Annotated in this window: 23 protein-coding genes; 11 read left to right on the plus strand and 12 right to left on the minus strand. The window is 71.7% G+C overall.

Translation table 11 applies throughout. From position 1 onward, the window contains the following. Positions 1–38: 38 nt before the first annotated feature. Complete coding sequence (locus ACTWM8_RS16125) at positions 39–2,051, minus strand: GTP-binding protein (protein ID WP_446209736.1); 2,013 nt, start codon at positions 2,049–2,051, stop codon at positions 39–41. A 260-nt stretch (positions 2,052–2,311) separates the two neighbouring features. Here ACTWM8_RS16125 and ACTWM8_RS16130 point away from each other — a divergent pair, with 260 nt between their 5' ends. The 4 genes from ACTWM8_RS16130 (at position 2,312) to ACTWM8_RS16145 (ending at position 6,536) form a co-directional block, all read left to right on the plus strand. Further along, positions 2,312–3,565, plus strand: coding sequence for a hypothetical protein (locus ACTWM8_RS16130; protein WP_446209737.1), 1,254 nt, complete (start codon positions 2,312–2,314; stop codon positions 3,563–3,565). 124 nt (positions 3,566–3,689) lie between these two features. Then, positions 3,690–4,358, plus strand: a complete 669-nt coding sequence (locus ACTWM8_RS16135) for a hypothetical protein (protein WP_446209738.1) — start codon at positions 3,690–3,692, stop codon at positions 4,356–4,358. 36 nt (positions 4,359–4,394) lie between these two features. Then, positions 4,395–5,624, plus strand: coding sequence for a M23 family metallopeptidase (locus ACTWM8_RS16140; protein ID WP_446209739.1), 1,230 nt, complete (start codon positions 4,395–4,397; stop codon positions 5,622–5,624). A gap of 132 nt (positions 5,625–5,756) precedes the next feature. Continuing rightward, the gene (locus tag ACTWM8_RS16145; RefSeq protein ID WP_446209740.1) at positions 5,757–6,536 is read left to right on the plus strand and encodes an SIR2 family NAD-dependent protein deacylase; all 780 of its coding nucleotides are present in this window, start codon (positions 5,757–5,759) and stop codon (positions 6,534–6,536) included. Between the two features lie 38 nt (positions 6,537–6,574). Here the strand turns inward: ACTWM8_RS16145 and ACTWM8_RS16150 are convergent, their stop codons facing one another. After that, positions 6,575–8,407, minus strand: coding sequence for an AMP-dependent synthetase/ligase (locus ACTWM8_RS16150; protein ID WP_446209741.1), 1,833 nt, complete (start codon positions 8,405–8,407; stop codon positions 6,575–6,577). A gap of 293 nt (positions 8,408–8,700) precedes the next feature. On the opposite strand from ACTWM8_RS16150, the gene ACTWM8_RS16155 reads away from it, so the two are divergent. From ACTWM8_RS16155 to ACTWM8_RS16170, 4 genes are all read left to right on the plus strand, one after another. Then, positions 8,701–8,979 (plus strand): hypothetical protein, encoded by a 279-nt coding sequence (locus ACTWM8_RS16155; protein WP_446209742.1) that lies wholly within the window; start codon positions 8,701–8,703, stop codon positions 8,977–8,979. Positions 8,980–8,982: 3 nt separating this feature from the next. Beyond that, the gene (locus ACTWM8_RS16160) at positions 8,983–9,393 is read left to right on the plus strand and encodes a hypothetical protein (RefSeq protein ID WP_446209743.1); all 411 of its coding nucleotides are present in this window, start codon (positions 8,983–8,985) and stop codon (positions 9,391–9,393) included. A 345-nt stretch (positions 9,394–9,738) separates the two neighbouring features. Then, complete coding sequence (locus tag ACTWM8_RS16165) at positions 9,739–11,997, plus strand: transglycosylase domain-containing protein (protein WP_446209744.1); 2,259 nt, start codon at positions 9,739–9,741, stop codon at positions 11,995–11,997. A 70-nt stretch (positions 11,998–12,067) separates the two neighbouring features. Continuing rightward, positions 12,068–12,997: a diacylglycerol/lipid kinase family protein gene (locus tag ACTWM8_RS16170; protein ID WP_446209745.1), complete on the plus strand. Its 930-nt coding sequence runs from the start codon at positions 12,068–12,070 to the stop codon at positions 12,995–12,997. A gap of 8 nt (positions 12,998–13,005) precedes the next feature. Here the strand turns inward: ACTWM8_RS16170 and ACTWM8_RS16175 are convergent, their stop codons facing one another. From ACTWM8_RS16175 to ACTWM8_RS16185, 3 genes are all read right to left on the minus strand, one after another. Continuing rightward, the gene (locus ACTWM8_RS16175; RefSeq protein ID WP_446209746.1) at positions 13,006–13,752 is read right to left on the minus strand and encodes a hypothetical protein; all 747 of its coding nucleotides are present in this window, start codon (positions 13,750–13,752) and stop codon (positions 13,006–13,008) included. Positions 13,753–13,842: 90 nt separating this feature from the next. Further along, complete coding sequence (locus ACTWM8_RS16180; protein ID WP_446209747.1) at positions 13,843–14,151, minus strand: MoaD/ThiS family protein; 309 nt, start codon at positions 14,149–14,151, stop codon at positions 13,843–13,845. Then, complete coding sequence (locus tag ACTWM8_RS16185) at positions 14,148–15,263, minus strand: WD40/YVTN/BNR-like repeat-containing protein (protein ID WP_446209748.1); 1,116 nt, start codon at positions 15,261–15,263, stop codon at positions 14,148–14,150. Before ACTWM8_RS16185 ends, ACTWM8_RS16180 begins: the two co-directional genes overlap by 4 nt. A 138-nt stretch (positions 15,264–15,401) precedes the next feature. Between ACTWM8_RS16185 and ACTWM8_RS16190 the strand changes: the two genes are divergently transcribed. Further along, positions 15,402–15,821, plus strand: coding sequence for an MmcQ/YjbR family DNA-binding protein (locus tag ACTWM8_RS16190; RefSeq protein ID WP_377607197.1), 420 nt, complete (start codon positions 15,402–15,404; stop codon positions 15,819–15,821). 103 nt (positions 15,822–15,924) lie between these two features. On the opposite strand, the gene ACTWM8_RS16195 is transcribed toward ACTWM8_RS16190, so the two are convergent. The 3 genes from ACTWM8_RS16195 to ACTWM8_RS16205 form a co-directional block, all read right to left on the minus strand. Further along, positions 15,925–16,431: a hypothetical protein gene (locus ACTWM8_RS16195; protein ID WP_446209749.1), complete on the minus strand. Its 507-nt coding sequence runs from the start codon at positions 16,429–16,431 to the stop codon at positions 15,925–15,927. A gap of 156 nt (positions 16,432–16,587) precedes the next feature. Beyond that, positions 16,588–17,307 (minus strand): hypothetical protein, encoded by a 720-nt coding sequence (locus tag ACTWM8_RS16200; RefSeq protein WP_446209750.1) that lies wholly within the window; start codon positions 17,305–17,307, stop codon positions 16,588–16,590. Continuing rightward, positions 17,300–17,755: an RNA polymerase sigma factor gene (locus ACTWM8_RS16205; protein ID WP_446209751.1), complete on the minus strand. Its 456-nt coding sequence runs from the start codon at positions 17,753–17,755 to the stop codon at positions 17,300–17,302. The genes ACTWM8_RS16200 and ACTWM8_RS16205 overlap by 8 nt, the downstream gene beginning before the upstream one ends. Before the next feature lie 241 nt (positions 17,756–17,996). Between ACTWM8_RS16205 and ACTWM8_RS16210 the strand changes: the two genes are divergently transcribed. Next, positions 17,997–19,199 (plus strand): YncE family protein, encoded by a 1,203-nt coding sequence (locus ACTWM8_RS16210; protein ID WP_446209752.1) that lies wholly within the window; start codon positions 17,997–17,999, stop codon positions 19,197–19,199. Positions 19,200–19,241: 42 nt separating this feature from the next. Here the strand turns inward: ACTWM8_RS16210 and ACTWM8_RS16215 are convergent, their stop codons facing one another. After that, positions 19,242–20,453, minus strand: coding sequence for an MFS transporter (locus ACTWM8_RS16215; RefSeq protein WP_446209753.1), 1,212 nt, complete (start codon positions 20,451–20,453; stop codon positions 19,242–19,244). An 83-nt stretch (positions 20,454–20,536) separates the two neighbouring features. Between ACTWM8_RS16215 and ACTWM8_RS16220 the strand changes: the two genes are divergently transcribed. Further along, positions 20,537–20,884: a DUF4326 domain-containing protein gene (locus tag ACTWM8_RS16220; protein WP_446209754.1), complete on the plus strand. Its 348-nt coding sequence runs from the start codon at positions 20,537–20,539 to the stop codon at positions 20,882–20,884. Positions 20,885–21,121: 237 nt separating this feature from the next. Here the strand turns inward: ACTWM8_RS16220 and ACTWM8_RS16225 are convergent, their stop codons facing one another. The 3 genes from ACTWM8_RS16225 to ACTWM8_RS16235 all read right to left on the minus strand — a co-directional run bounded on the left by ACTWM8_RS16225 (position 21,122) and on the right by ACTWM8_RS16235 (position 25,624). Then, positions 21,122–22,180: a S8 family peptidase gene (locus ACTWM8_RS16225; protein ID WP_446209755.1), complete on the minus strand. Its 1,059-nt coding sequence runs from the start codon at positions 22,178–22,180 to the stop codon at positions 21,122–21,124. Positions 22,181–22,847: 667 nt separating this feature from the next. Continuing rightward, positions 22,848–24,338, minus strand: a complete 1,491-nt coding sequence (locus tag ACTWM8_RS16230) for a CoA-acylating methylmalonate-semialdehyde dehydrogenase (protein ID WP_446209756.1) — start codon at positions 24,336–24,338, stop codon at positions 22,848–22,850. Further along, complete coding sequence (locus ACTWM8_RS16235) at positions 24,335–25,624, minus strand: aspartate aminotransferase family protein (protein WP_446214573.1); 1,290 nt, start codon at positions 25,622–25,624, stop codon at positions 24,335–24,337. Before ACTWM8_RS16235 ends, ACTWM8_RS16230 begins: the two co-directional genes overlap by 4 nt. Positions 25,625–25,658: the final 34 nt, after the last annotated feature.

The following is a 25,658-nucleotide window of genomic DNA, read 5'->3' on the forward strand; positions in this document are numbered from 1 at the left end:
ACCCGACCCGGACGGGTGCCCCCACCCGGGGGCACCCGTCACCGCTCGCCCCGCCGCGCCGTCACCCGGCGGGCGACGGTCAGCAGGTACTCCTTGCGGTCGGTCGGGTCGTGGTCGGTGCGGGGGCGGGTGGGCGGCTCCCCGTGGACCGGGCGGTGGTGGTCGAAGGTGGACTCGAAGATCCCCTCTCCCCGGGTCAGCGTCGGCAGCCGCTGCTGCACGGCGTGCACCCGCCGCGCCGGGACGTCGCCCTCGACCACGTACGACGAGCCCCGCGTCAGCGTCGCGTGGGGCACCGCGTCCAGCCTGGCCAGCACGGGCAGGACGGCGCTGAGCGCGTCGCCCGGGATCTCCAGCCGGAACCGGTGCATCGGCTCCTCCACCCGGGTGCCGGCGCGCCGCAGCGCCTCGACCAGCACCAGCGGGGTGAGGTTGCGGAAGTCCCCGGCGGTGCTGGACATGCTCTTGTCGAAGGTGCCGTGCGAGTGGCTCTGCCGGGCCCAGTACCCGGCGTGGGTCATCGTCACCTCGCAGTCGAGGACCTGCCAGCCGCGCAGTCCCTGGCGCAGCGTCGCCCGGACGGTCTCCTCGACCGCGGTGAAGAAGGCGGGCGGCATCGAGCCGAGTTCGACGCCGAGCCGGAAACGGAACCCGGTGCCGGTCGCCGTGGGCGCCACGCGCAGACCCACGGTGGCCAGGAACGGGTTGGGCGCCACCCCGATCAGCTCGACCGCCGCTCCGGTGCCGACCAGCCGTTCCACGTAGACCGTCGTCGTCTCCCGGAAGCCGACCGCCACGCCGTACTCCTCGGCGAGCGTCGCCTGGATGACCTCCTTCTGGACCTCGCCGTAGAGCGAGACGGTGATCTCCCGCCGGATCTCGTCCACCCGAACGTTGATCAACGGGTCCTGCTCGGCGAGCTGGCTGAGCGCGGCGTGCAGGGCGCCCCGGTCCGCCTCCCGCTCGGGGACGACGACGGTCTCCAGGGTGGGCAGGGCGAAGTGGTGGCCGCCGCTGGGTCCGATGCGCCGTACCGCCCCGACCGGGTCGCCGATCCGGACGTCGCCGAGGCCGCGCAGCAGCGCGATCCGGCCGGCGCCGACGGCGTCGTCGCGGACGGTCGCGCCGCGGTCGAAGACCTCGATCCCGGTGACCGTGGCGAGGCGTCCCGCGCCGACGGGCAACCGGTCCCGCACCCGTACGGTGCCACCGAACAGCCGGACGTAGGCGATCCGCTCACCCGAGGGGCCCCGCTGCACCTTGAAGACGGTGCCGGAGGGCGGGCCGTCGGCGCCGTCCTCGGCCACCGGCAACAGCTCGGTGAGGCCGGCGATCAGGGGTGCCACGCCCGCGCCGGTGATCGCGGAGCCGGCGAACACCGGGTGAACCAGCGCCTGCCGGGTCTGCGCCGCGAGAGCCCGGCGCAGTCGCCGTCCGGTCAGTCGCCGCTCGTCCTCGACGTACTCGGTCAGCAGCGCGTCGTCGTGCGCGGTGAGCAGGTCGAGCAGCCGCCGATTGAAACTCGGGTCGGTGTCGGGGTGGGGTACGCAGCGCGCCGCCGGCGTACCGGCGTTGTGCACGGCGCCCGTCGCCACCACGGCGGGGGTGAGCCGGGCGGCCAGGTCGCGCAGCACCCGGTCGGGATCGGCACCGGCCCGGTCGATCTTGTTGATGAAGATCAGGGTCGGCAGGCGCAGCCGCTGGAGCGTGCGCATCAGCACCCGGGTCTGTGCCTGCACGCCCTCGACGGCGGAGACCACGAGCACCACACCGTCGAGCAGGTCGAGGACCCGTTCCACCTCGGCGATGAAGTCGGGGTGGCCGGGGGTGTCGATGAGATTGACCGTGACGCCGTCGACGACGAAGGAGGCCACCGCGGATCGGATGGTGATGCCGCGTTGCCGCTCGAGGGCCATCGAGTCGGTGCGGGTGGTGCCGTCGTCCACGCTGCCCAGGTCGTCGATGACGCCGACGGCGTGCAGCAGGCGTTCGGTCAGGCTGGTCTTGCCGGCGTCAACATGCGCGAGGATGCCGATGTTCAAGGTTTTCACGGAGCGTCATGTCCTTAGGGTTGATGATCATTCCCAAGTGGTTGGACATGAACGCAGCTCGCATCTCTGATCCTTCGCGGTCGGTGGCGTGACCCACCCAGTCGACCAGCGCGTCCGGCGGCCGGCAACCGAATAACACCGCCGACCCCGGCCCGAGGCCGGCGCTGGTGAACCGCGAGCCAAATCTCTCCTTTCGGAGCTAAAGGTACGCATCGATCCCCGGCGCGTGTCCTGACGCGGCGCGAGTGGTTGTACTCGACGTGACGGGACACTCACCCACCACCATGCCGGCTCGGGCGCCCCGATGGCGGGTCACCTGGGCGGAGCGCGAGAACGAGCGCCGGCGGCGCGCGTTCGACAGCGCGACCGCGGCCTGGCACCGGCGCAACGACCACCTGGTACGGCTGCGGATCGAGGCCGCCGGCTTCCACGGGTACGCGCACCCGCGGGACAGCCTGCCGATGGACCTTGGCCGCGACGAGGTCGTCTACCGGGTGCTGCCGACCGCGGAGCTGGCCGAGGCCGGGGCGCGGCACATCGCCGGACTGCCCGCGCCGGAGCTGACCGTCACCGTGCCGGGCGCCCACCCGCCCCGGCGCGGGCTGCCGACGGGCCTGCGGGTCGTCGACGCGGGGATGGCCGTGGTGACCAACCACCGGGTCGTCTTCTCGGGCGGCGCGAGCTGCCGGGAGTGGACGTACGCGGACATGGTCGGGCCGGCACACCACCCCGACATCCCCCTGACCCTGCTGCACACCGCCGACGGGAATCCGCTCGCCGGGCTGCGCGTACCGGCCAACGCCACCGTGAACTTCCGCTTCTACCTCACCCTCGCCTTCGCCGCCGCCACCGGACAGCGGGCCGCCGTCGCCGCGCAGGTCGACGCCCTGCTCGCCGGGCACCAGCACACGCGGCCGACGCCACCGGCACCGGCCGACCCGGCCCGGGCCCCGCTGGCCGCGGTGCGCCCCGACCGCCCGGCGGTCGCCGCCGCCGCCGCAGTCGTCACGTTGGCGTACGCGACATTGTCCGCCGGCACGTCGTCGATCGAGCAGGCCGGCCCGCCGTACCGGGCGGCTCTCGGCGGCAGTAGCAACTCCGGCACCGACGCGCCAGCCGCCGAGCGGGGCACCCCCCCGAGCGCCTCCGCCACGCCCGAAGCCCCGGACAGCGGTCCGGCCCCCGCGCCGACCGGCCCGGCGACAACGGTGCCGCCCGACGGCGACACCCCCCGGGTGATGGGACCGATGCCGCGCCGGCCCCGGACGAGCGTGGCCGCCGCCGCGGCCGAGGACGCGCCGACGGACCGAGGTCCCGGCCCCGCCCCCGTGCCGGACCCGACCACCACGCCGCCCCCAACCACGACGCCCGCCCCCACGACGCCGCCCCCGACCGCTGCTCCCAGCCCGACCACCGCGCCACCGACGCCCGAGGCCCCCATGCTCGACCTCTGCCTCGAACCCCTGAAGCTGCCACTGGTGCAGCGGCTGCTGTGCCCACCGACCAGCCGCTGAGCGGGCGGTAACCGCGTCCGCGTCGCCCGCCCGTCGACCGGCAACCGCCATCGGCGCGACGGGCGCGCCCGCCACCCTGATCGCCGGCTCAGCGCCCGCAGCCGCGTCGGCCTACAGTGTGCCCATGTGGGAGTCGATCGCCGCGCCGGCGGTGGGCCTGATGGCCGCCATGGCAGCGGCTGTTCCGACGCCGCCGCCGTCGGTGGACGCCGCGCCGGTGTTGACGTCGACACCGTTCGGCGCGCTGCCCGGGCAACAGGTCACCCACACCGTCACGATCTCCGGCAGCGGCACCCTCACCAAGACGAAGGTCACGTTCACCACGACGGTCGATCTCGACGGTGTCACCGCCCGGGCCGAGCCGGGTCGGTGCGCGGCGTCCCCGCGTACCGTCGTCTGTGACCTCGGTGACCTGCGCCTGGGCACCGCCGGGGCGGCGCCGCGGATCACGATCTCCGGGCGGGTCCGCCCGGGTGCGGCGCCGGGCACGGTGGTCCGCAACCGGGTCGGTGTCACCTCGGTGGAGACCACCGCGACGGGCGCCCGGACCACCAGCAACGCCTACCTGCTCCCGGGGTCCACGGCCACGCCCACCGATCCGCCCCTGGGATCGACGGCCATGGCGAGCGAGGTCCCGCCGTCCGGACGGTCGATGCGGGTGCCGGCCATCGCGGCGGCGGTGGCCGGCGCGGTCGCGGCGGCGGCCTTGCTGGCCCGTCGGCGGCTGCGGCGGCGTCCGGGGGCGCCGCCGGCCGATTCGGCTGTAACGACCGGGCACCCCGACCCGATGTAGCAAGGGGACGACACGAGCCGGCGGCAGGAGTACGGCATGGAGCAACGCTGGTGGAGGCGGGCCACTCTGGCGACCGTCGCCGGGTCCGCCACGCTGATGATGACCGCCCTCTGCCTGGATGCCGGAACCGCGAGCGCCGGGGCACAGAGCGCAGCGCAGGGACCGCTGCCGCTGCCGACCCTGCTGCCCCTGCCGAGCCCGTCGCTGACCGTGTCGCTGCCGCCGATAGAACCGCCGAAGGTGACGCTGCCGCCCCTGAAGCCGCCCCCGGTCAAGCTGCCGACCCTCCCGCCGGCCACCGGGTCGCCCGGACCGACGGCGCCGCCCGCGACCAGCCCGCCAACCGGCGGCACGCCACCGCAGGTGGGTGTCCCGGGCCCGCCCGGCAGCGGCGGGTCGATGGTGGACCCCGGATCGGCCCCCGCGCTCATCGCCGACGACCCCGGCGCCGACCTCTACCCGCAACCGCCGGTGGACGCGGCCGGCACGCCGCAGGCCCGCCAGGTCGCCGCGCTCGGCGACGTCCAGCACCGGATCCAGTACCTGGAGAACACCCTCGCCCGGACCCGCGCCGACCTCGCCAAGGTGCGGCGCGGACCGGATCCGGTGCTGCACCTGCTGACCACCCTGACCGCCGGCGGGGACGCGGATGCGGCCTCGCCGTTGACGGTGACGGACGCCGGGGACGTCGTGGACACCCCCACCGACCGCGCCGTCGCGCTCTCCGGCGCGATCACCGCCGGCCAGGCCGAACTCGTCCGCCGCCGGCAGGAGGAGACGCGGCTCCGGCAGGAGATCGACCGTCGGGTACGCGCCCTGCCCGCCGTGCCCGCCGTGGCGGTACCGGCCCGCACCGTGGCCACGGTCGGTCGCGGCCGGCTCGGCCGACCACTGGCGGGCCGACTCACCAGCCGGTTCGGCACCCGGTTCGACCCGTACTACCGGGTCTGGCAGTTGCACCCCGGTGTGGATCTCGCCGCCCCGACCGGCACCCCGATCCTGGCGGCCGCCGACGGCCGCGTCTCGCGCGTCGGCTGGTACGGCGGCTACGGCAACTACACCTGCATTGCGCACGGCCGGGCGGACGGGCAGCGACTGTCCACGTGCTACGGCCACCAGTCCCGGCTGCTGGTGTCGCCCGGCCAGCGGGTCCGCGCCGGTCAGGTGATCGGACTGGTCGGGTCGACCGGCGCCTCCACCGGCCCGCACCTGCACTTCGAGGTTCGTCTCGGCGGCCGTCCGGTCGACCCGCTGCCCTGGCTCTGAGCCGCGCCCGTCCTACAGGTGGGACGGGCGCGATCACGCGCCGACTCGGCGTTCCCCAGCCGGCCGGACCGTGCGGGTCGGCCCGGGAATCCCGTTCGCCGGTACCAGTTCCCGCGCCTACCATCGGCGGTCATGAACGACATGAGCTGGGCGGACGGCGTGACCAGGGTGGCGGTGCTCACCGGGGCCGGCATCTCGACCGACTCCGGCATCCCCGACTACCGGGGCCCGTCCGGGGTGTGGACCCGCGATCCGGCCCTGGCCGACGCGTTCACCCACCGCTCGTTCCTGGCGGACCCGGCGGTGCGGGCGAGGTTCTGGCAGACCTATCTCGGGCATGCCGCGTGGCAGGCCGAGCCCAACCCGGCGCACCACGCGCTCGCGGAGTTGGAGCGGGCCGGGGTGGCGGTACGCGTCCTCACCCAGAACGTCGACGGACTGCACCAGAAGGCCGGCTCCAGCCCGCGCAAGGTGCTCGAACTGCACGGCACGATGCACGAGGTGGTCTGCACCGGCTGCGGCGCGCGCACGCCCAGCGGGCGAACCCTGGCCCGGGTGGCGGCCGGCGACGGGGATCCCCGGTGCCTCGACTGCGGCGCCATCCTCAAGCTGGCCGTGGTGCTCTTCGGCCAGCACCTCGACGCGGCGACGATCGGCCACGCCGAGCGGATCGCCGCGCACAGCCAGCTCATGCTGGCGGTCGGCAGTTCGCTCCAGGTCGAGCCGGTCGCCTCGCTGTGCGCGGTGGCGGTGAACGCGGGTAACCGGCTGGTGGTCGTCAACCGCGACCCGACCCCGTACGACGACCTCGCCGTCGAGGTGATCCGCGACCCGATCGGCACGGCACTCCCCCGGATCTGCGCGGCGCTCGCCGCCCGGGCCGCGTCCGGCGGCGCGACGATCTCGCGGTAGTCGGCCGGTCCACTGGCGACAGGGCGGCCAGGCGGGGGTCAGTGGCCGCGGTAGAGCGCCTCGATGTCAGCGGCGTAGCGCTCCTGGACCGCCTCGCGTTTGATCTTCAGGGTGGGGGTGAGCTCCCCGTCGGCTTCGGTGAGGTCGCGAGGCAGGATCCGGAATTGCTTGACCTGTTCCGCCTTGGACACCGTCTGGTTGGCGTGGTCGACCGCGCTCTGGATGTCCTGGCGCAGCTCGGGGTCGTCCCGCAGGTCGGCCACGTCCGCGTCCGGGTGGCCGTGGGCGGCCCGCCACCGCTGCCAGGCCGGCGGATCGATGGTGACCAGGGCGGTCACGTAGGGGCGGTCGTTGCCGACGAGCATGCACTGGCCGACCAGGGGGTGCGCGCGGACCTGCTCCTCGATCGGAGCGGGGGCGAGGTTCTTCCCCGCCGCCGTCACGATGATCTCCTTGATGCGGCCGGTGATGCGCAGGTAGCCGTCGGGGTCGAGGCTGCCGAGGTCACCGGTGCGCAGCCAGCCGTCGTCGGTGAGGGTCGCCCGGGTGGCGTCGGGGTTGTTCCAGTAACCGCCGAAAACAATCTCGCCGCGGACGAGGACCTCCCCGCCGTCGGCGATGCGGATCTCCACGCCGGGCAGCGGGCGACCGACGGTGCCGATCCGCATCGCCGAGGGCACGTTCGCCGTTACCGCCGGAGCCGTCTCGGTCAGCCCGTACCCCTCCAGGACGGTGATGCCGGCGCCGCGGAAGAAGTGCGCCAGCCGCTGTTCCAGCGGCGCACCGCCGGAGATCGCCAGCCGGCACCGTCCGCCGAGGGCGGCGCGCAACGTCCGGTACGCCAGCACGTCGCACCCGGCGCGCGCCAGCCGCAGCAGGATGTTCGGACCTCGCTCGGTGTCCAGGGCGCGGCTGTACCGCACGGCGACGGCGTCCGCGATGGCGAACAGCCGCCCCCGGTGGGTGTCCTCGGCGTGCCGTCGGGCCTTGGCGTACATCTTTTCGAACACCCGCGGCACCGCGAGGATGAACGTCGGGCGGCACTTCCGCAGCTGCTCGAAGACTCTGCCGGGGTCGGCGCTGTGCACCATCGTCGCCCGGGTGCGCACCACACCGACCTGGATCAGTCGGGCGAACACGTGCGCCAGCGGCAGGAACAACACGGTCGACGCGCCCGGATGCAACACTTCCGGCATCACCGAGGTGGCGTTGGTGACGTCGCAGTAGATGTTGCGGTGGGTCAGCGCGCAGCCCTTCGGCCGGCCGGTCGTGCCGCTGGTGTAGACGATCGTGGCCAGGTCCCCGCCCGACACCCCCCGCCGCCGCGCCTCGACCTGCCCGTCGTCGACGGTGCGGCCCTGCCCCGCCAGGGCGATCAGCCCGCCGCCGTCGATCTGCCACGTCTGGCGCAGCGCCGGCAGGTCGTCGCGCAGGCCGGCCAGCATCACGTCGTGCGCGGCGGTCTCCACCACACACCCCACCGCGCCCGAGTCCGCCAGGATCCACCCCAACTGCTCGGCGCTGGAGGTCTCGTAGACGGGGACGGTGACCGCGCCGACGGACCACAGGGCGTAGTCGACGAGGCTCCACTCGTAGCGGGTGCGGCTCATCAGAGCGACCCGGTCGCCGTGCCCGACACCGGCGGCGATGAACCCGCGCGCGAGGGTGAGCACGTCGTCGCGGAACTGTTCGCACGTCACCGGCAGCGCCCGGCCCTGCACGGACCGGCGCGCCGGCCACGACCGGGAAATCGGATCCGGACGGACGAACTGCACCACGTCGGGCACCTGTCGGGCGTTGTCCCACACCATCTCGGCCAGGCCGGGCACCTGTGCGCCGGTGACCACCGGCTCGACCGTTACGTCCTGCACGACCGCTCCCCCGCTCGCCGTACCGCCGTCCGGACGGCACCCGGTCATCATGACTTGACCAGCAGCTCAACCGGCCGTGAACGGGAGAACTTGCGCCCCGCCTGGACATGGGAAAACGGCGAGCCGGATTCACTCATGCCGGACGGGCACACCTGGGTCAAAACTCCGGGCGGTCATGTCCACTGCGGGACGTAGGAGTCGCGGCCGACCTACTCGTCGGACACCAGCTGCGCACCACCGACGGGGACACCGTCACCGTCACCGCCGTCCGGAACTACACCGGCGGCAAGGACATGCGCGACCTCACCGTCGCCGACATCCACACGTGCTATGTCGTCGCCGCTGGCGTGCCGGTCCTGGTGCCCAACATCGGCTGCGAGATCGACAGCTCTACGCCGAGTCCGGTGACCATCACCATCCGGTGGGAGCAGCGAATGCCGAAGAGCCAGTTCCGATTGAAGGCGGCGGCGATGCAACGGTTGAGCGACGAGGGGGTTTTGTTCAAGGCGCTAATCCCGTCTCCCGCGCCGACGGGCTTACGGGAAAGGTTCACTGACGGGAGGTGGCCGTAGGGAATGGAAATCGACGTAAGGGTGATGCATGAAGACAACTCTGGCAACTACTCGACCTACTCCATAGCGCTCTACGAGGCATGGAGCGAAAGAGCCGACGGGCTTGAGTTCCAGCGTGATCTCCGTGATCACACCGACCCTCGAGCATGGACGCCGCCAGTCTTCTGCACGGTCAACAGCAGGCACGATTCGGTATTCGGAGGAATTCTTCGGGCAACTTGGTACCCTTACCCCTCGGCGTGTTCTCTTCTGTTCACCGAGGAAGCCGTGAAATCGCTCGGCCTGAGCGAAAGGGAACTGACCCTCAACATACATCTGCCTCAAGCCGAGATCGATGTTGTCCAGCCTGGGCTGAGGAGGATTTTCTCCTTTGGAGACGAAAGGTCCCTTCCTCGTCTCGAGGGATTCGAGTGACGGCTTCCTGGGCCGTCGCACTCGAGAGCTCTCGATCCACGTGAACGCCAGTTAGGCTGGCCCATATAAGTAAGGGCACATAGCTTGGTAGGAAGTAGTCAGGGTGGAGGGTGCATATGCTGCGCGGTTGGCAGAGGGCTACCGGGGCTGACCGAGGTCTGAGCCCGTCCGACCGGCGGCACCGGGCACGACGCGGGCTGGTCAAGATTCGGCGGACCGGCCGGAGGGTAGTGGGTGCGGGTGCCTCCTACCGGTAACAACGACAGCGCTGCCCCCGTACCCGGATCGACCGGTGCCCAGCCGGCGCGGAAACGTCGGCGCAAGCGCCTCCTGATCGTCCTGGCCGTGCTCGCACTGCTCGCCGGCTGCGGTCTCACCGCCGGGGCGTACTACGTCGACAGCGTGCCCACGCCCAGCGACCTGGAGCTGCCGGAGTCGACCACGGTCTACTTCGCCGACGGTCGCACACCGATGGCGAAGCTCGGCACGGAGAACCGCACGATCGTGCCCTACCCGGAGATGAACGACGCCGCGAAACAGGCGATCGTGGCGACCGAGGACCGCACGTTCTGGACCAACGAGGGCATCGACTTCAGCGGGGTGCTGCGCGCCGCCTGGTCGAACGTCACCGGCGGCCAGCGCCAGGGCGCGTCGACGATCACCCAGCAGTACGCCCGGGTGGCCGCCGACCTCAAGGGCGTCTCCTACTCGCGCAAGCTCCGCGAGGCGGTCATCGCGTGGAAGCTCGACGACAAGTACAGCAAGGAGGAGATCCTCGGCTTCTACCTGAACACCGTGCCGTTCGGCCGGGGCTCCTACGGCATCGAGGCGGCCGCGCAGGCGTACTTCGGCAAGACGGTGCGCCGTGACGCGCCGGCGGCGAACCAGCTGACCACGGCGGAGGCGATGGTGCTCTGCGCCATGGTGAAGCAGCCGGAGGCCGACCCGGACGACCCCGAGGGGCACCCCGGCTACGATCCGCAGCGCAGTCCGCTGGCGCGGCAGAACTCGATCGACCGGTGGAACTACATTCGCGACGGCATGGTCAAGCTGGGTTACCTGTCGGCGGACGAGGCGGCCAACCTGGCGTACCCGGACACGGTGAAGCCGCTCGATCCCGCCGCCGGCCGGTCCAACCTCGACCGGCCGACCGGCCTGGTGGTCAACCACGTGCTCAGCGAGCTGCGGCAGAGCGAGGCGTTCCAGGGCAAGCCCGCCGACTACATCCGCAACGGCGGCTTCAAGATCGTCACCACCATCGACAAGCGAGTCCAGGACGCCGCCGACGCGGCCGCCGACCTCCGGCGCGACACCGCCCCGGAGGCGGTCCGCGGGCAGCCGAAGAACTGGCAGGCCGCGCTCGTGGCGGTGGAACCCGGCACCGGCCGGGTGCTCGGCTACCACGGCGGCAGCGACGGCTCCGGCGCCGACTACGCCGGCTGGTACCAGGACGAGAACGGCGAGGCCCGCGGCTTCGGCCAGCACCCGCCGGGGTCGTCGTTCAAGGTGTACGACCTGGCCACGGCCGTACAGGAGAAGATCTCGGTGAAGCAGCACTTCGACTCGCCGGAGACCAAGGAGTTCCCCGCCTCCGGCCGGACCAAGGGCAGCCCCGCCGGCCCGATCCGCAACGCCGAGCGGGCACCGTGCCAGCCGGACTGCGCGCTGTGGGAGGCCACCGTCGCCTCGCTCAACGTCACCTACTTCGCACTCACCGAGCAGCTCGGCACCGCGAAGGTGATCGACATGGCCACCAAGGCCGGGGTCGACTCGATGTGGGCCAACGAGAAGGGCAATCCGCGGCCGAAGCGGATCGAACTGCGCGGCCACTCGGGTGAGGAGCTGGCGCGGAACTTCTCCACCGAGGTCGGCATCGGCCAGTACGGCATCACCGTGCAGGACCACGCGAACGGGATGGCGACCTTCGCCGCCGGCGGGAAGCGGGCCGACGCTCACTTCGTCCGCGCGGTGACCAAGGGCGACGACAAGATCCTCGACGAACAGCTGGTGCAGACCGACATCGGGCTCGACCGGGAGGCGGTCAACCAGCTCAACTGGACGCTGAGCCGGGTGAAGGCGGCCAAGCTGGACAACGGCTGGGACTCCGCCGGCAAGACCGGCACCTGGCAGGCCGGGACGAGCACCACCCAGAACGTGCACACCTGGATGGTCGGCTACACGGGCGCCCTGGCCGCCGCGGTCTGGCTCGGCACCGTCGACGGCAAGCCGCTGAAGACCTCCGACGGCAGCTACGACGTCTACGGGTCCACCGGCCCCGGGCCGATCTGGCGGCAGTTCATGGAACAGGCCACCGCCGCCCTCAAGCTGGACCCGGACAAGTACCGGTTCCAGGAGCCGGCGTTCCCGGACGACACCCCGTCGCCCACCGCCCCGGCGACGCCGAAGCCGACCTCGGCGCAGCCGACGCCGACCGCGACCCGGCCGACCTGCGACCCGGGCACGTGCGTCACCGCGAGCCCGACCAGGAAGCCGACGCCGACGCCGACCGGATCGCCCAAGCCGAGCCCGTCGCGGAGCCCGAAGCCGTCGCGGAGCGCGGAGCCGTCGCTCACCCCGCCGGTCTTCGATCGAGCGTTGCGCTGACAACGCCATCCTCGATGCGTCCCCCCGATGCGGGCGGGCGACGAGCCGACGGAGGATAGGGTCGGGGTTCATGCGGACGAAGCAGGAGCTGACCGCGGCCATCCGGCGGGACCGGAGGGCGGCGCTGGTCATCAACGCGGGCTCCCGCCGCGGCCGGGAACACTGCGAGCGGGCCCGGGCCAGGTTGGTCGCCGCCGGCTTCGACCTGCTCGGCACGTACCGGACCGACCGGCCCGGGCAGCTGGAGGAGAGCGTCGCCGCGGCCGCCGACCTCAAGCCGGACGTCCTGGTCGTGGGCGGCGGCGACGGTACGCTCAGCACCGCGGGGCGGCTGCTCGCCCACCGGGACATCGCGCTCGGCCTGCTGCCGCTGGGCACCACCAACAACTTCGCCCGCACCGTCAGCGTCCCGCTGGACCTCGATCACGCGATCGCGGTCCTCACCCAGGGCAAGGTCATCGACGTCGACCTGGGGATCGCCGGCGAAAGGCGATTCACCAACCACGTCGGCGTGGGCCTCTCCGCCGACATCATGCTCCGGACGCCGCCGCGCCTGAAGCGGGTCTCCGGTCGGCTCGCGTACCCGCTGACCGCCCTGGCGCTGCTGGGCCGGCACCGGCCGCTGCGCGCCACCGTCCGCGCCGGTGACACCACGCACGAACTCGTCACCCATCAGCTCTACGTGGCCAACGGCGGGTTCCACGCCGGCCGGCCGATCACCGCGGACGCCGACGCCGACGACCGGCTGCTGGTGGCGTACCCGGTCGGTGGGGCGACGCGGCGGGGGCTGATCCGCGCCACCGTCCGCAACGCCGCCACCGGGCACCGGCGGACGCTGCGCGACGAGCCCTTCCTCGCGGTGGGCGAGCTGTGGCTGGAGACCGACCGGCCGGCGCGGGTCGAGGTGGACGGGGAATTGTGCGGGACGACGCCGATCCGGGTCGGGGTCGATGCGAACGCGTTGCGGGTGATGGCGCCGGCGGACAGCCTGGACCGCTGACTGCGGGCTCAGGCCCACTCGCCCGAAAAGAGCGGAGCGACCGGACGCTCCCGGCGCCCAATCCGCAGATCCCCGAAGATGGTGCTCCGGGCCGCGCGCTCGACCTCCGCGTCCAGGTCGATCTCCAGCTCCTCGGACGCGTCGTGGGCGGCGCCGATGAGCACGAGTTCGGTCCCGGGGTGATCGAGGAAGCCGGGCGGGTCGAGCGGGGCGAAGCGACGACCGTGGAACTTCTTCTGCAGCGCAGCGGGCAGCGTGACCTTCCGGGACCCGCGCAGGCCCACCCCGGGCGGGGAGGGTGCCTGCGGGTTCTTCACCGTGACGATGTAGCTCGGCTCCGGCTCGATACTCAGCTCGCGCTGCGCCTCGCCGAGCCGCAGCGGAAGTTCGAGTTCGTACGCGAGATGGGTGTGGTCGTCGTGCCGGGCGATCACGTACGCGCCCTCCGCCACGGGCCGGGCCGGCGGCTGTTCCCGCTCGCCGCGGGTCCTCGTCCGGTACGTGCGCGCCTGCAGCGCCTCGTGCAGCTGCTCGGGCCGGTCCACCACCGCGTCGACGAACGCCCAGAAGCGGTCGTGCTCCTCGATACCGGGCAGACGTTTCCGCCCGACCACCAGGAGTCGCAGGTGCCGCCCCCGCCACGGGTGCATCACCACCAGCAGCCGCTGCACCTCGTTCAGGGAGTCGACGTGCTCCTCCTCGACCCGGGGACGGTAGAGGAAGTAGATGTCGCCGTCCTCGAGCAGTTCCGCCATCCGCCCCGGGTACCCGAAACCACCGGCGAGGAACGGGCGAGCCGGCCCGGCAGCTGGATGTCCGCGAACCCGCCCTCGCCGCGGTCCGGACTACCCCCCGGCCATCGCGCCCAGGATGATGAACGGTTCCTCGCCGGCGATGACCCGCTCCGGCAGTGGCGCGTCGGGCGAGTCGTTGGAGAGGTCGTCCTCGCAGGCGTAGAAGCGGACGAACGCGCGGCGCTTGCCGCTGTGGCGGTCGCGGATGGTGCCGAGCAACATGGGGTATCGCGCCTCGAGGGTGTCCAACACCAGGCGCTGGGTGACCCGCCCGGCATCCGGACCGGGCACCTCGAGACGTACCTCGCCGGTGACGTGAGCCAGGTTCTTCAGGTGGGCCGGGAGGACGACCCGGATCACGGCAGCACCTGGGCTTCCACGGAGAGCACGGCCGGCAGGTCCCGGACGATCGGCGCCCAGCTGTCGCCGCCGTCCGCCGAGTGGTAGACCTGACCGCCGGTGGTGCCGAAGTAGATCCCGCACGGGTCGAGCGTGTCGACCGCCATCGCGTCGCGGTACACGTTGACGTAGCAGTCGGACTGGGGCAGGCCCCTGGTCAACGGCTCCCAGTCGTTGCCACCGGTACGGCTGCGGTAGACGCGCAGCTTGCCCTCCGGCGGGAAGTGCTCGGAGTCGCTCTTGATCGGCACGACGTAGATCGTCTCCGGCTCGTGCGCGTGCACCGCGATCGGGAACCCGAAGTCCGACGGCAGGTTTCCGCTGATCTCGCGCCAGTTCGCACCTGCGTCGTCGCTGCGCATGACGTCCCAGTGCTTCTGCATGAACAGGGTGTCCGGCCGGCTCGGGTGCTGGGTGATGTGGTGCACGCAGTGGCCGACCTCGGCGTCCTGGTCGGGGATCTCCCCGGACCGCAGACCCTTGTTGATCGGCAGCCAACTCGCGCCGGCGTCGTCGCTGCGGAACGCGCCCGCCGCCGAGATGGCGACGTAGATCCGGTCCTTGTTCGCCGGGTCCAGGATGATCGTGTGCAGACACATGCCGCCGGCACCGGGCTGCCAGGTCGGCCCGGTCGGGTGGGTACGAAGGGCGGTGAGCTCCTTCCACTTCAGACCGCCGTCGCTGGAGACGTAGAGGGCGGCGTCCTCCGCGCCGGCGTACACGGTGTCGGGGTCGTCGCGGGATGGCTCGAGGTGCCAGATGCGCTTGAACTCCCACGGGCGCGGGGTGCCGTCGTACCACAGGTGCTCACCGACCTCGCCGGAGTAGGCGAAGTCGTTGCCGACCGGGTTCCAGGTCCTGCCGCCGTCGTCGGAGCGCTGGATCAGCTGCCCGAACCAGCCGCCGGACTGGGACGCATAGAGCCGGTTCGGGTCCACCGGCGACCCGTTCAGGTGGTAGATCTCCCAGCCGCCGAAATGGGGTCCGTCGACCGTCCAGTCGCCGCGCCTGCCGTCCGACGTCAACGTGAACGCGCCCTTGCGCGTGCCCACCAGCACCCGTACGCCGCTCATATCCTCATCCTTCCCACTCGTTTCCCTTGGGTAGACCGTCCACGAAGCCGATAATCGTCGGTCTCCGTCAGTCGTACTCCCCGGCTACGACGAATCGACGTCTCCGGCCTGTCGGAGGGGCCGGCTAGCGTCGCGCACATGACTGGCCCTGGGGACGTCCCACCCGAGATCCTCCACCGGCTCCGGCCCGTCTGCCTCGGGCTGCCGGAGACCTACGAGGAGCCGGCGTGGGTGGGCACGCGCTGGCGGATCCGCAACCGCACGTTCGCCCACGTGCTCACGGTCGACCCCGACCACCAGGCGGCCTACGCCCGGGCTGCCGCGACCGACCAGCCGATCTGCGTGCTGACGTTCCGGTCGCCCGGCGACGAGATCGCCGGGCTGATCGCCAGCGGCCACCCGTTCTTCAAGCCGGGCTGGGGCGCCGACGTCGTCGGCATGGTGCTCGACGACCGGGTCGACTGGGACGAGGTCGCCGAACTGCTCACGGAGAGCTACTGCGTCCTGGCGCCGAAGCGGCTGGCCGCCCTGGTCGACCGGCCGATCGATCTCGGGTAGCCGAACTCCGGGCGTCCGACGCCCACGAATCGCCAGCATCATCGATCACCGCCGTAGGCTCTCCGCGTCACGCCACGCCGTCGACACCGGTGCTGGCATCACGCTAGCCTTCGGCGTAGACGAGGTCCATGGTGTCGGCGTGTCCCGACCAGTGGAGTTCGAGGTGCCAGCAACCGGCCCGCGGCATGTCGATGATCGACGGGCCGGGGCCGCCGGCGACCTCCCGCGTCACCCGCGTGTCGGTGCCGTCCAGCGTCGCGGTGATCGTCAGGGTGGCGGGCGACGCCGTGTCGGACGACATCGCCGCCGGCGCGGAGACCCAGAGGATCTTGTTGGCGGGCCCCTCGTCCCGGCCCAGCGCCAGCGGGTGACCGAACAGCACCGCGACGATCTCGCCCTTCGCGCCGAAGACGTGTGGGATCCGGGCCTCCCCACTGAACCCGGCGTCCGCCCAGTCCGGCAGGACACCCGTCTCGACCCGTGAGCCGCAGCCCGACGCGGCGCTCGCCGGAGGATTCGCCGGGGCCGTGGTGGCCGGAGCGCCGACCGGCGTGGCTGACCGCCCCGTGGTCGTACAGGCCGCCAGCAGGACCGCCGACCCCAGCAACACCCTGCCCCATGAACCCATCTCGCGCCCTCCGGACAAACGTCGTACCCGCTGACCCCGTTCGTGCCTCGCACCATTCAGGACACCGCTCGGGCCCTCGGGGTTCCCACCCGATCTGCCGGCTCGACTGGCACCACGAAAGCGACCGCCGTCCCTCGCTCAATTCAGCGAGTTGGCGATCTCGATCGCGTCGCCCTTGGTCAGGTCGCCTTCGAGCCGGTAGCTCACGCCGGCCTCCTCCCAGATCAGGGTCGAGGCGGCGAGTCGCGCGCTCTCCACACGGACCGTGCCCGCACGATCCACGTAGGCCAGCGCGTGTGGGCCGCCGATCCAGACCGCGAAGCCTGCGTCGACCTGGACCCATTCCACTCCTGGCCCGGCGGCCTGCTTCTGGAAGACCGGGTCGAGGCGACCGTCGAAGGCATCGACGCGCAACGCACCCCCGCGGTAGAGCAGGGTGACCACCCGGTAGGAGCCGGTGCCGTCGACGTCGGCGACCAGCACCTGCTCGGGCGGACCCAGCTTCGCCGGCAGGCGGATCGGGAAGCGGAGCTTCCTCTGCGCCTCGTGGAGGGAGGCGGGCCGCTGCGACGGCAGCGGCGACGGACTGCCGGTGGGCGAGATCGGCGCCGATGACGTGTCGATGATGATTCCGGAGAAGCGCAGCAGCCCCGCCACGGCGTCGGCGAGGGCGGCCCGCCCCGGCGGCAGCACCGCGACGAGCAGGGCGACGAGCGCCACGGCGAGGTAGTAGCGCCACCGGCGTCGCCTTCGCGCGGGCGCGGCCAGCCGGGCGCGTACGCGGTCGGCCACGTCGGGCACGGCGGGTGTGTCCAGCCACTCGGTGAGGTCACGCAACTCCCGTTCGAGGTCATCCACGGCGCACCTCCTCGCGGTCGAGCAGGGCGCGGAGCTTCGCCAGCGCTCGGGACGTCCGCGACTTCACCGTGCCTCTGGGCCAGCCCAGCATCGTCACGGTCTCCTCCTCGCTGAGATCGAGGAGGAACCGGCACACGATCACCTCGCGGTCCTTCACCGGCAGCTGCCGCAGGGCCCGCACCAGCGTGGCCCGGCGCTCGGCGGCGAGGACGCCGCCCACCGCGCCGTCCTCGGCGATCTGCGACTCCGGGTTCGCCGCCGCGGCCCGCAGGATGAGCCCGTCCCGCCGGCTGCGTGAGCGGTGCATGTTGCGGGTCTCGTTGGCGACGATCGCGAGAAGCCACGCGCGGAAGGACGACTCTCCCCGATAGCGGGACAGCTTGCGGTATGCCTTCACGAACGCCTCCTGGATGACGTCCTCCGCGTCCGAACCCGCGCCGAGCAGCACCGCCGTCCGGTAGGCGGACGCGGTGTGCCGGGCGACCAGGAGGTCGTACGCCCCCAGGTCACCTGCCCGAGCGCCGGTGACGAGCTCGTCGTCGTCCAGTGGAAACCTCCAGTTGGATCACACTCATGACACCGCCCGCACCGGATGGGTTCCAGGGATGGGGATGGAACCTCGGCGGGTGTGACGGTGTCACCGGGGCATGCTGGCAACGACAAGGATCTCGCGTCGCACACTTCTGACCATGCTCGCCGGTGCGGGCACCGCGGCGTTGGTCGGCTGCGATCGAGCTCGGCACCCGGGTCAGGCCCGTGCCGTAACGATCCCTGACCCTCTGCTCGTCGAGGTCGACGGCGGGCTTGGCCTACTGCGTGGTGCGGACCGGCAGACGATCCCGCATTCTCTCGCCACCGCCGACGGGCGGGCGATCTACGCGACCGCACCCGACGGCGCCGACACCGCCCTGTGGCGGATCGACACCGCCACGGGCGGCACCTCCACGCGGGTCAAGCTGCCCGGACGGTGGGTGCCGCAGGCCGTCTCAGCCAACGGTACGGTGGCGCTCACCTCGAACGAGGTGAATGCCACCAAGGGGCGCCCGGAGGGGCGGGACGTGACCCCCGTGCTGATCGCCGACGTCACCGGCGTCCAACACCGGCTGGAGTTGCGGGGCAACTTCGTACCGGAGACGTTCACGGCGGATCTCGCCGGGCTCTTCGTCCTCGAGTGGCTCCCGGCGACGGCGCCGGACCGCTACCGGGTCCGCGTCGTCGACTTCGCCACCGGGACACCCGGTCCGCTTTACACCCGTACCAAGACGCCGGTGCCGCCCGGCGCCGAGGAGGAGATGCGCGGCGACGGACGCCAGGCGGTGCTCTCGCCGGATCGCACCACCCTCTACACGCTCTACACCCACCAGCCCGACCACCAGCACACCCGCAACCTCGTCAGCGGGCGGCCGGGCAACGTGCACGCGTTCGTCCACACGCTGCACCTCAGCGAGCGATGGGCGTACTGCATCGACCTGCCACATCCGTTCGGTGAGGCGGCCGCGATCGGCCACGCCATGACGATCAGCCCCGACGGCGGTCGGCTCTTCGTCGCCGACGTCACGTCGGGCACCATCGCCGAGATCGACACCGGGGAGCTGACCGTACGCCGGACAGACACGCAGCCCAGGGGCGTCGGGACCGCACACGCCGCCGCCGACAGCAACCGCCTCTTCATCGGCGCCGGCACGGTGGTACGGACGATGGATCTCACGCGCCCCGGCCGCGCGGCTGACTGGCGGGTCCGCCAACCCGTTTCCGGCCTCGTGCTGAGCCGCGACGGCAGACGCCTCTACGTGGGCCAGAAGGATGGCGTGAGCTGGCACGATCCCGGCACCGGCACCGAACTGGGCCGGGTCGCTGTCCCCCGCCTCGTCGGCCTGCACGGTCTGGCCTGACGTGGGCAACCTGCGTCCGGGGGTGCCGAGTCAACCGAAAGGTCACCGGCGAAGAACTCGGGCCTGCGTGGCCGGTCGAACGGTGACGAGGAACATGGCCAGGGCGACGACCTGGATGCCGGCGACGGTGACGATCACGGCCGTGATCGAGTAGTCGTAGAGGGCGCCGGTGAGCAGCCCACCGACCAGGGTCGCCCCGCCCAACCCGGCGGCGAAGATGCCGTAGGCGGTGCCCCGCCGAGCGGCGGGGACGATGTCGGCGATGGTCGCACGCATGGTGGATTCCTGGATGCCGAGCACGGCACCCCAGGCCAGGACCCCGGCGACCGCGGTGGCCGGGGTGGTGGTGAAGGCAGCCAGCGGGATCAGGGCGGTCAGCACGGGTACGGCGGCCAGTACCCGGACGCCGGCCCGGTCGTACAGCCACCCGGAGGCCAGCGCGGCGAGCGCGTCGACGCCCATCGCGGCGGCGTACACGACCGGGACCACCGCCACGGGTACGACGTGCCGGGTGGCGAGGTGGAAGCTGAGCACCCCGAAGGTGGCGTAGCCGGCCGTGGTCACCGCCGTGAACGCCAGATAGGTCCAGAACACGCGGGGTAACCGGCCGCCCGGCGGGGCGGGGGGCGCGCCGGGTCGAGGGCCCGGTTCGAAGCGACGCGGGTCGGGCACGCCGGCGCGTAGCCACAGCAGCAGGAGCATCGCCGCCACGGCGGGTACGGCCAGGGCGAGGAACGCGGGCCGGTAGTTGTGGGCGGTGACGGCCAGTACGGCGGCGACCAGCAGCGGCCCCGCCACCCCGCCGGCCTGGTCGAGCGCCTCATGGACGGCGAAGCCCTTGCCGCGGCCGACTGCCGCAGCGGCGTGCGAGAGCATGACGTCCCTCGCCGGGCCGCGGATCGCCTTGCCGGCGCGCTCCGCGACGAACAGCGCCGCTGCCAGCCACAGTGCGGTGGCCAGCCCGAGAGCGGGCACGGCGACCATGGTCACGGCGTAGCCGACCAGGAGGAGCGGCCAGTAGGCGCGGGTCCGGTCCGCGAGGGGTCCGGTGGCCAGCCGCCCGGCCAGGGCGGTCGCCTCGCCGGCGCCGGTGACCAGCCCGACGACGGTCGCGGATGCGCCGAAGGTGGCCAGATAGGGGCCGATGACCGACCGGGCGCCCTCGTACACCACGTCCGACAGCAGGCTGACAACACCGAAGGCGGTCACGAACCGCCACGGCGTCCACCTGATGGTGAGCGCGGTGACTCTCACCCGTGCAGTCTGGCCTACCGGCAAGCTGGCCGGGCGTGGATCGCCGGACTACCGTTTGCCGGGGAGAACCGAGGAGCCGAGCCATGCAGGCAACCACAGTCGTCAACCTGAAGGGCCACCGCGACGACCCGGCGTACGCCGACGTGGTCTACGTCGGGCGCGCCATGTATCGCGGCGGCTGGCAGCTCCCCCGCTCCCCGTTGTCCAGCCCGTACCGCCCCGGCCGGGACGGCACCCGGGACGAGGTCGTCGAGAAGTACCGCGCGTACCTGCTCGACAGCCCCGAACTCCTCGCCCTCCTCCCGGAACTGCGCGGGCGCAGGCTCGGCTGCTGGTGTGCGCCGGAGCGCTGTCACGCCGAGGTGATCGCGGAACTCGCCGACTCGCCGCCGGCGTCGAGCCCGCGGTCGTCGCTGCCGAGCTCGACCTGATCGGAGGCACCTCCGTGGCTTCGAGATGGCCGCTGCGGTGAAGGGGCGCGGTGTCGGCTGAGAAACGGCTACTCCCGGCAGGGCCTCACGGTGCGCTGTTCGCGCCATGGCGGGCAGAACCCGGGGTCGGAATCCCGCCCGCCATAGACGTCGCGAACGCCGGCCTCTAAAGGAACAGGCGTCAATGGTTGGGGTGCTGTTACGGGGTGAGCCGCGGCCGGGACGTCCCGGTCGGCGTCAGGTGCGGGGTGCCGCCACGGCGGCCTGGGCGTCGACGATGCCCCAGCCGTAAGCCGGCGTGTGGACACCGCGCAGGCCGACGACCGGGGTGCGGGACGTCGACATCAGGACCGAGTAGACGTTGTCAAGGCTGCGCTGCTGGGCGAAGAGCAGGGCCGCGACTCCCGACACGTAGGGGGTGGCCATCGACGTGCCGGCGTAGGCGTCGTAGTCGCCCTGCCCGCAGCCGGCCGAGCCGGTGCCCACCGGGACGCTGGACCACACGTCGTCGTCGCAGTTGACAAGGCCGGCGCCACCGGGAGCGGCAACCGCCCTCAGGTCGGCTTTCACGCCGAGGTTGGAGTACCACGCCTTCGCCTCGTTCCGGTCGGTGGCGGCGACGCAGAGAGCTCCAGGTTCCCAGGCCGGGGTGTCGCAGAGCGGTGCCGTCTCGTTGCCGGCGGCGGCGATGACCGCGACGCCCTTCGCCTGCGCGTACGCGATCGCCTCGGTCGCCGCCGACTCCAGGCCGGTGAGGGTGAGCGCCTGGGATCCCGGCAGCGCACCGAGGCTGAGGTTGATCACCTTGGCACCGTGGTCGGCCGCGTAGCGAATGCCCGCGGCGATGTCGGCGAAGCTGCCGCTGCCCGCTTCCAGCACCTTGATCGGCATGATCCGCGCGTCGGGAGCGACGCCTGCGACGCCGACCCCGTTGCCGGTGGCGGCGGCCGCGATGCCCGCGACGTGCGTGCCGTGCTCGTCGCTGGCGTCGGGCTTGCCGTTCGGACCCCGCCAGTCGCCGTTGCCGCAGGAGGTTGAGCCACAGTCGACGAAGGTCGCGCCGGGCACAAGCTTGGACGCCAGATCCGGGTGGTTGAGGTCGACGCCGGTGTCCACGACCGCGATCACCACACCGGCACCCGTGCTGGTCGCCCAGGCCTGTTCGGCGTGGATCTGCCGCAGGCCCCACTGCTTGTCGTACAACGGATCGGTGACGGCTGCCTGGGCGGGTGTCGCGGCGACGACGACGAGCGCGGTGGCCAGGGCGGTGCCAGCGAGTTTTCTGGCGATCGACATGAGACGTCTCCTCAGGATGCGACAGCGCTTCATCTATGAATCGGTGATCGCGCTCGAAACGCAACAGCGGCGGCCGTGTCTCATCGGCGAGGGCGACCTGTGGGGATCGTCGAGAGATAGGCGGTGCCGATGAGTGACATCGGCCGGGCGGGGCGCCCGCGGCCGTTGAGCCCGAGAGGCCGGCGTTGACGAGGCGACCGGTCGGCGGGCCAGCATCCGTAAGCCCCGACGTGGCGGCCAGTCTGCCGCGGCACGGGTTCCGTCCTGCCGGCCAATTTCCTGCGGTGGGGCGATTCTGCTGCTGTGCGGCGCGCTACTCCCCCGCCACCCGAGGCCGACGGGACCACGCAGCGCATCCACGATCTGTTGCGGGAGCAGGTTCGCCTCGCCCGCGGCCGTACCCGCAGCCCGTCGGCGATGGTGGTGGACCCGCCGAGCGTGAAGACCTCCAGCAACGTGGCAGAGTCCAGCCAGGGCATCGACGCGGCAAGAAGAGCAAGGGACGCAAGCGACACATCGCCACGGATACAACACCGCCGTACGCGCCCATGGTGCCCGGGTCGCTGCATTGGTCTTGCTACCGGCGACCGGGCGGTGGGACCGGCACCGGAGCCGGGGTCGGTCGCCCACCCGAGGAGTTCGCGGCGGTCCTGGCCTCCTCGGTTGCTCAGGTGTTCTGTGGGAAGCCGAGGTTCACGCCGCCGTGGGACGGATCGAGCCACCTGCTGGTGACCACCTTGGCCCTGGTGAAGAAGTGCACGCCGTGCGGCCCGTACGCGTGCGAGTCACCGAACAGTGAGTCCTTCCAACCCCCGAACGAGTAGTACGAGACCGGAACCGGGATCGCCACGTTGACGCCGACCATGCCGACCTCGATTTCATTCTGGTACCGCCGCGCGGCGCCGCCGTCGTTGGTGAAGATGGCGGTGCCGTTCCCGTACGGGTTGGCGTTCACCACTTCGACCGCTTCGTCGTAGCTGGGGACCCGTACCACCGAGAGCACCGGACCGAAGATCTCGTCCGTGTAGATGGACATGTCCACGTCGACGTGGTCGAAGAGGGTCGGTCCCAGCCAGAAGCCGGCGTCGTCACCGTCGATCGAATGACCGCGTCCGTCGACCACCAGCTTCGCGCCCGCGGACCGGCCGGCGTCCAGATATGACCGCACCCTGTCGCGGTGCGCCCCGGTGACCAACGGTCCCATCTCGCAGCCCGGGCGGCGACCGTCGCCGACATGCAGTCCGGCGATCCGCTCGCTGATCTTGCCGACCAGCTCATCGCCGACCGGATCCACCGCCACGACGACGGAGATCGCCATGCAGCGCTCACCGGCCGAGCCGAAACCGGCCGAGACGGCGGCGTCCGCGGCGAGGTCGAGGTCGGCGTCGGGCAGCACGACCATGTGGTTCTTCGCGCCGCCGAGCGCCTGCACCCGCTTGCCGTTACGCGTTCCGGTCTGGTAGACGTACCGGGCGATCGGCGTCGACCCGACGAACGAGACCGCCTTGACCTCCGGATGCTCGAGGATCCGGTCGACCGCCTCCTTGTCGCCGTGCACGACGTTGAACACGCCATCCGGTAGCCCGGCCTCGGCGAAGAGCTCCGCCAGGAAATTCGCCGCGGAGGGGTCCTTCTCGCTCGGCTTCAGCACCACGGTGTTGCCGCAGGCGATGGCGTTGGGCACGAACCACAGCGGCACCATCGCCGGGAAGTTGAACGGGGAGATCACCCCGACCACGCCGAGCGGCTGCTGGATCGAGTACACGTCCACCTTGGTCGAGGCGTTCTCGCTGAACCCGCCCTTGAGCAACTGCGGGATGCCGCAGGCGAACTCCACCGCCTCCAGCGCACGCTGTATCTCGCCCGCCGCGTCGGAGAGCACCTTGCCGTGCTCGGCGGTGACGATCTCGGCGAGGTCGGACTTCCGGGCGTTGAGCAGTTCGCGGAACGCGAACATCACGTTCGCGCGTTGGGCGAGGGAGGCGTTGCGCCACCGGGAGAAGGCTTCGCGGGCGGCGGTGACCGCCTCGTCGACGTCCGAGGCGCTGGCGAAGTCGACCTGCCCGCCGACCTGACCCGTCGCGGGGTCGTACACGTCACCCGTGCGCTGGGCGATGCCGGTCCATGCCTTGCCGCCGATCCAGTGCGTGATCCTCATGCCGACACCGCCTCAATTGCCTCGGCGAGGATGCCCAGCGCCTCGTCGGCCTCGTCCTCGGTGAGCGTCATCGGCGGCGCCAGCCGGATCACGTTGCCGTGCAGGCCGCCCTTGCCGACCAGCAGTCCGCGACTGCGCGCTTCCTCCAACAGGGCGGTTGCGGCCCCGGGGTTGGGTTCGCCGGCCGGGCCGACGAGCTCGAGGGCGAGCATCAGACCCTTGCCGCGTACGTCGCCGACCACCGGATGCGTCGCGGCGACCGAGCGAAGGCCATGGATCAGGCGGTTTCCCAGCTTTGCGGCGTTCGCCTGCAGGTCGTGGTCGAGGAGGTAGTTGAGGGTGGCGAGGGCCCCCGCGGTGGAGATCGGGTTGCCACCGAAGGTGGAGATCGAGTTGGCCTGCAGGCAGTCCATGAGTTCCGCGCGCGCGACGACACCGCCGATCGCCAGACCATTGCCGAGTCCTTTGGCGAAGGTCATCGCGTCCGGCACGACGTCGTGCGCCTGGATGCCCCAGAAGTGCTCGCCGGTGCGGCCCCAACCGGTCTGGACCTCGTCGGAGACGAGCAGGATGCCGTACTCGTCGAGCACCTTCTTGAACTCGCGGAACAGGCCGTCGGGCGGGGAGGCGAACCCGCCCACGCCCTGGATCGGCTCGACGATCATGCACGCCACGTCGCCGGCGGTCGCGGTCTCGATCACCTCGCGCAGGTCGGCGACGCACGCCTTGACGTAATCGGCGTCCGACAGGTCCTTGAAGGGGCTGCGGTACCGGTAGCCACCGTGCACCCAGCTCACCCTGATCGGGCTGAGTTCACTGGCCGACCAGCCGCGGATGCCGGTGATCGCGACGGTGGCGAACGCGCGCCCGTGGTACGAGTTGCGCAACGCGAGCACCTGCCCGCTGCGCCGGTACTGCGTGGCGAGCATCAACGCGGTCTCGTTGGCCTCCGTACCCGAGTTCGTGAAGAACACCTTCGCGTCCGGGATCCCGGACCGGTGCGCGATCTTCTCGGCGAGCTCGACCTGCGACTCGATCAGGTACAGCGTCGAGGAGTGCAGCACGCCGGTGTCGATCTGCGAGCGGACCGCGTCGCTGATCTCGGCCACGTCGTAGCCGACCGAGTTGGTGAGAATGCCGCCGAAGAAATCGAGGTACGTGCGGCCCTCGCGATCGGTCACCCGGCGACCGTGCGCGCTGGCGATCTCGATCGGCTCCTCGTAGTAGAGGGCCAGCCACTTCGGCAGCACGGACCGGTGTCGATGCAGCAACTCCCGATGCGCCATCGCGTCCTCCGTATCTCGTGACTGAGCCGAGTGT

It is taken from the genome of Micromonospora sp. IBSANI012 (assembly GCF_052814045.1).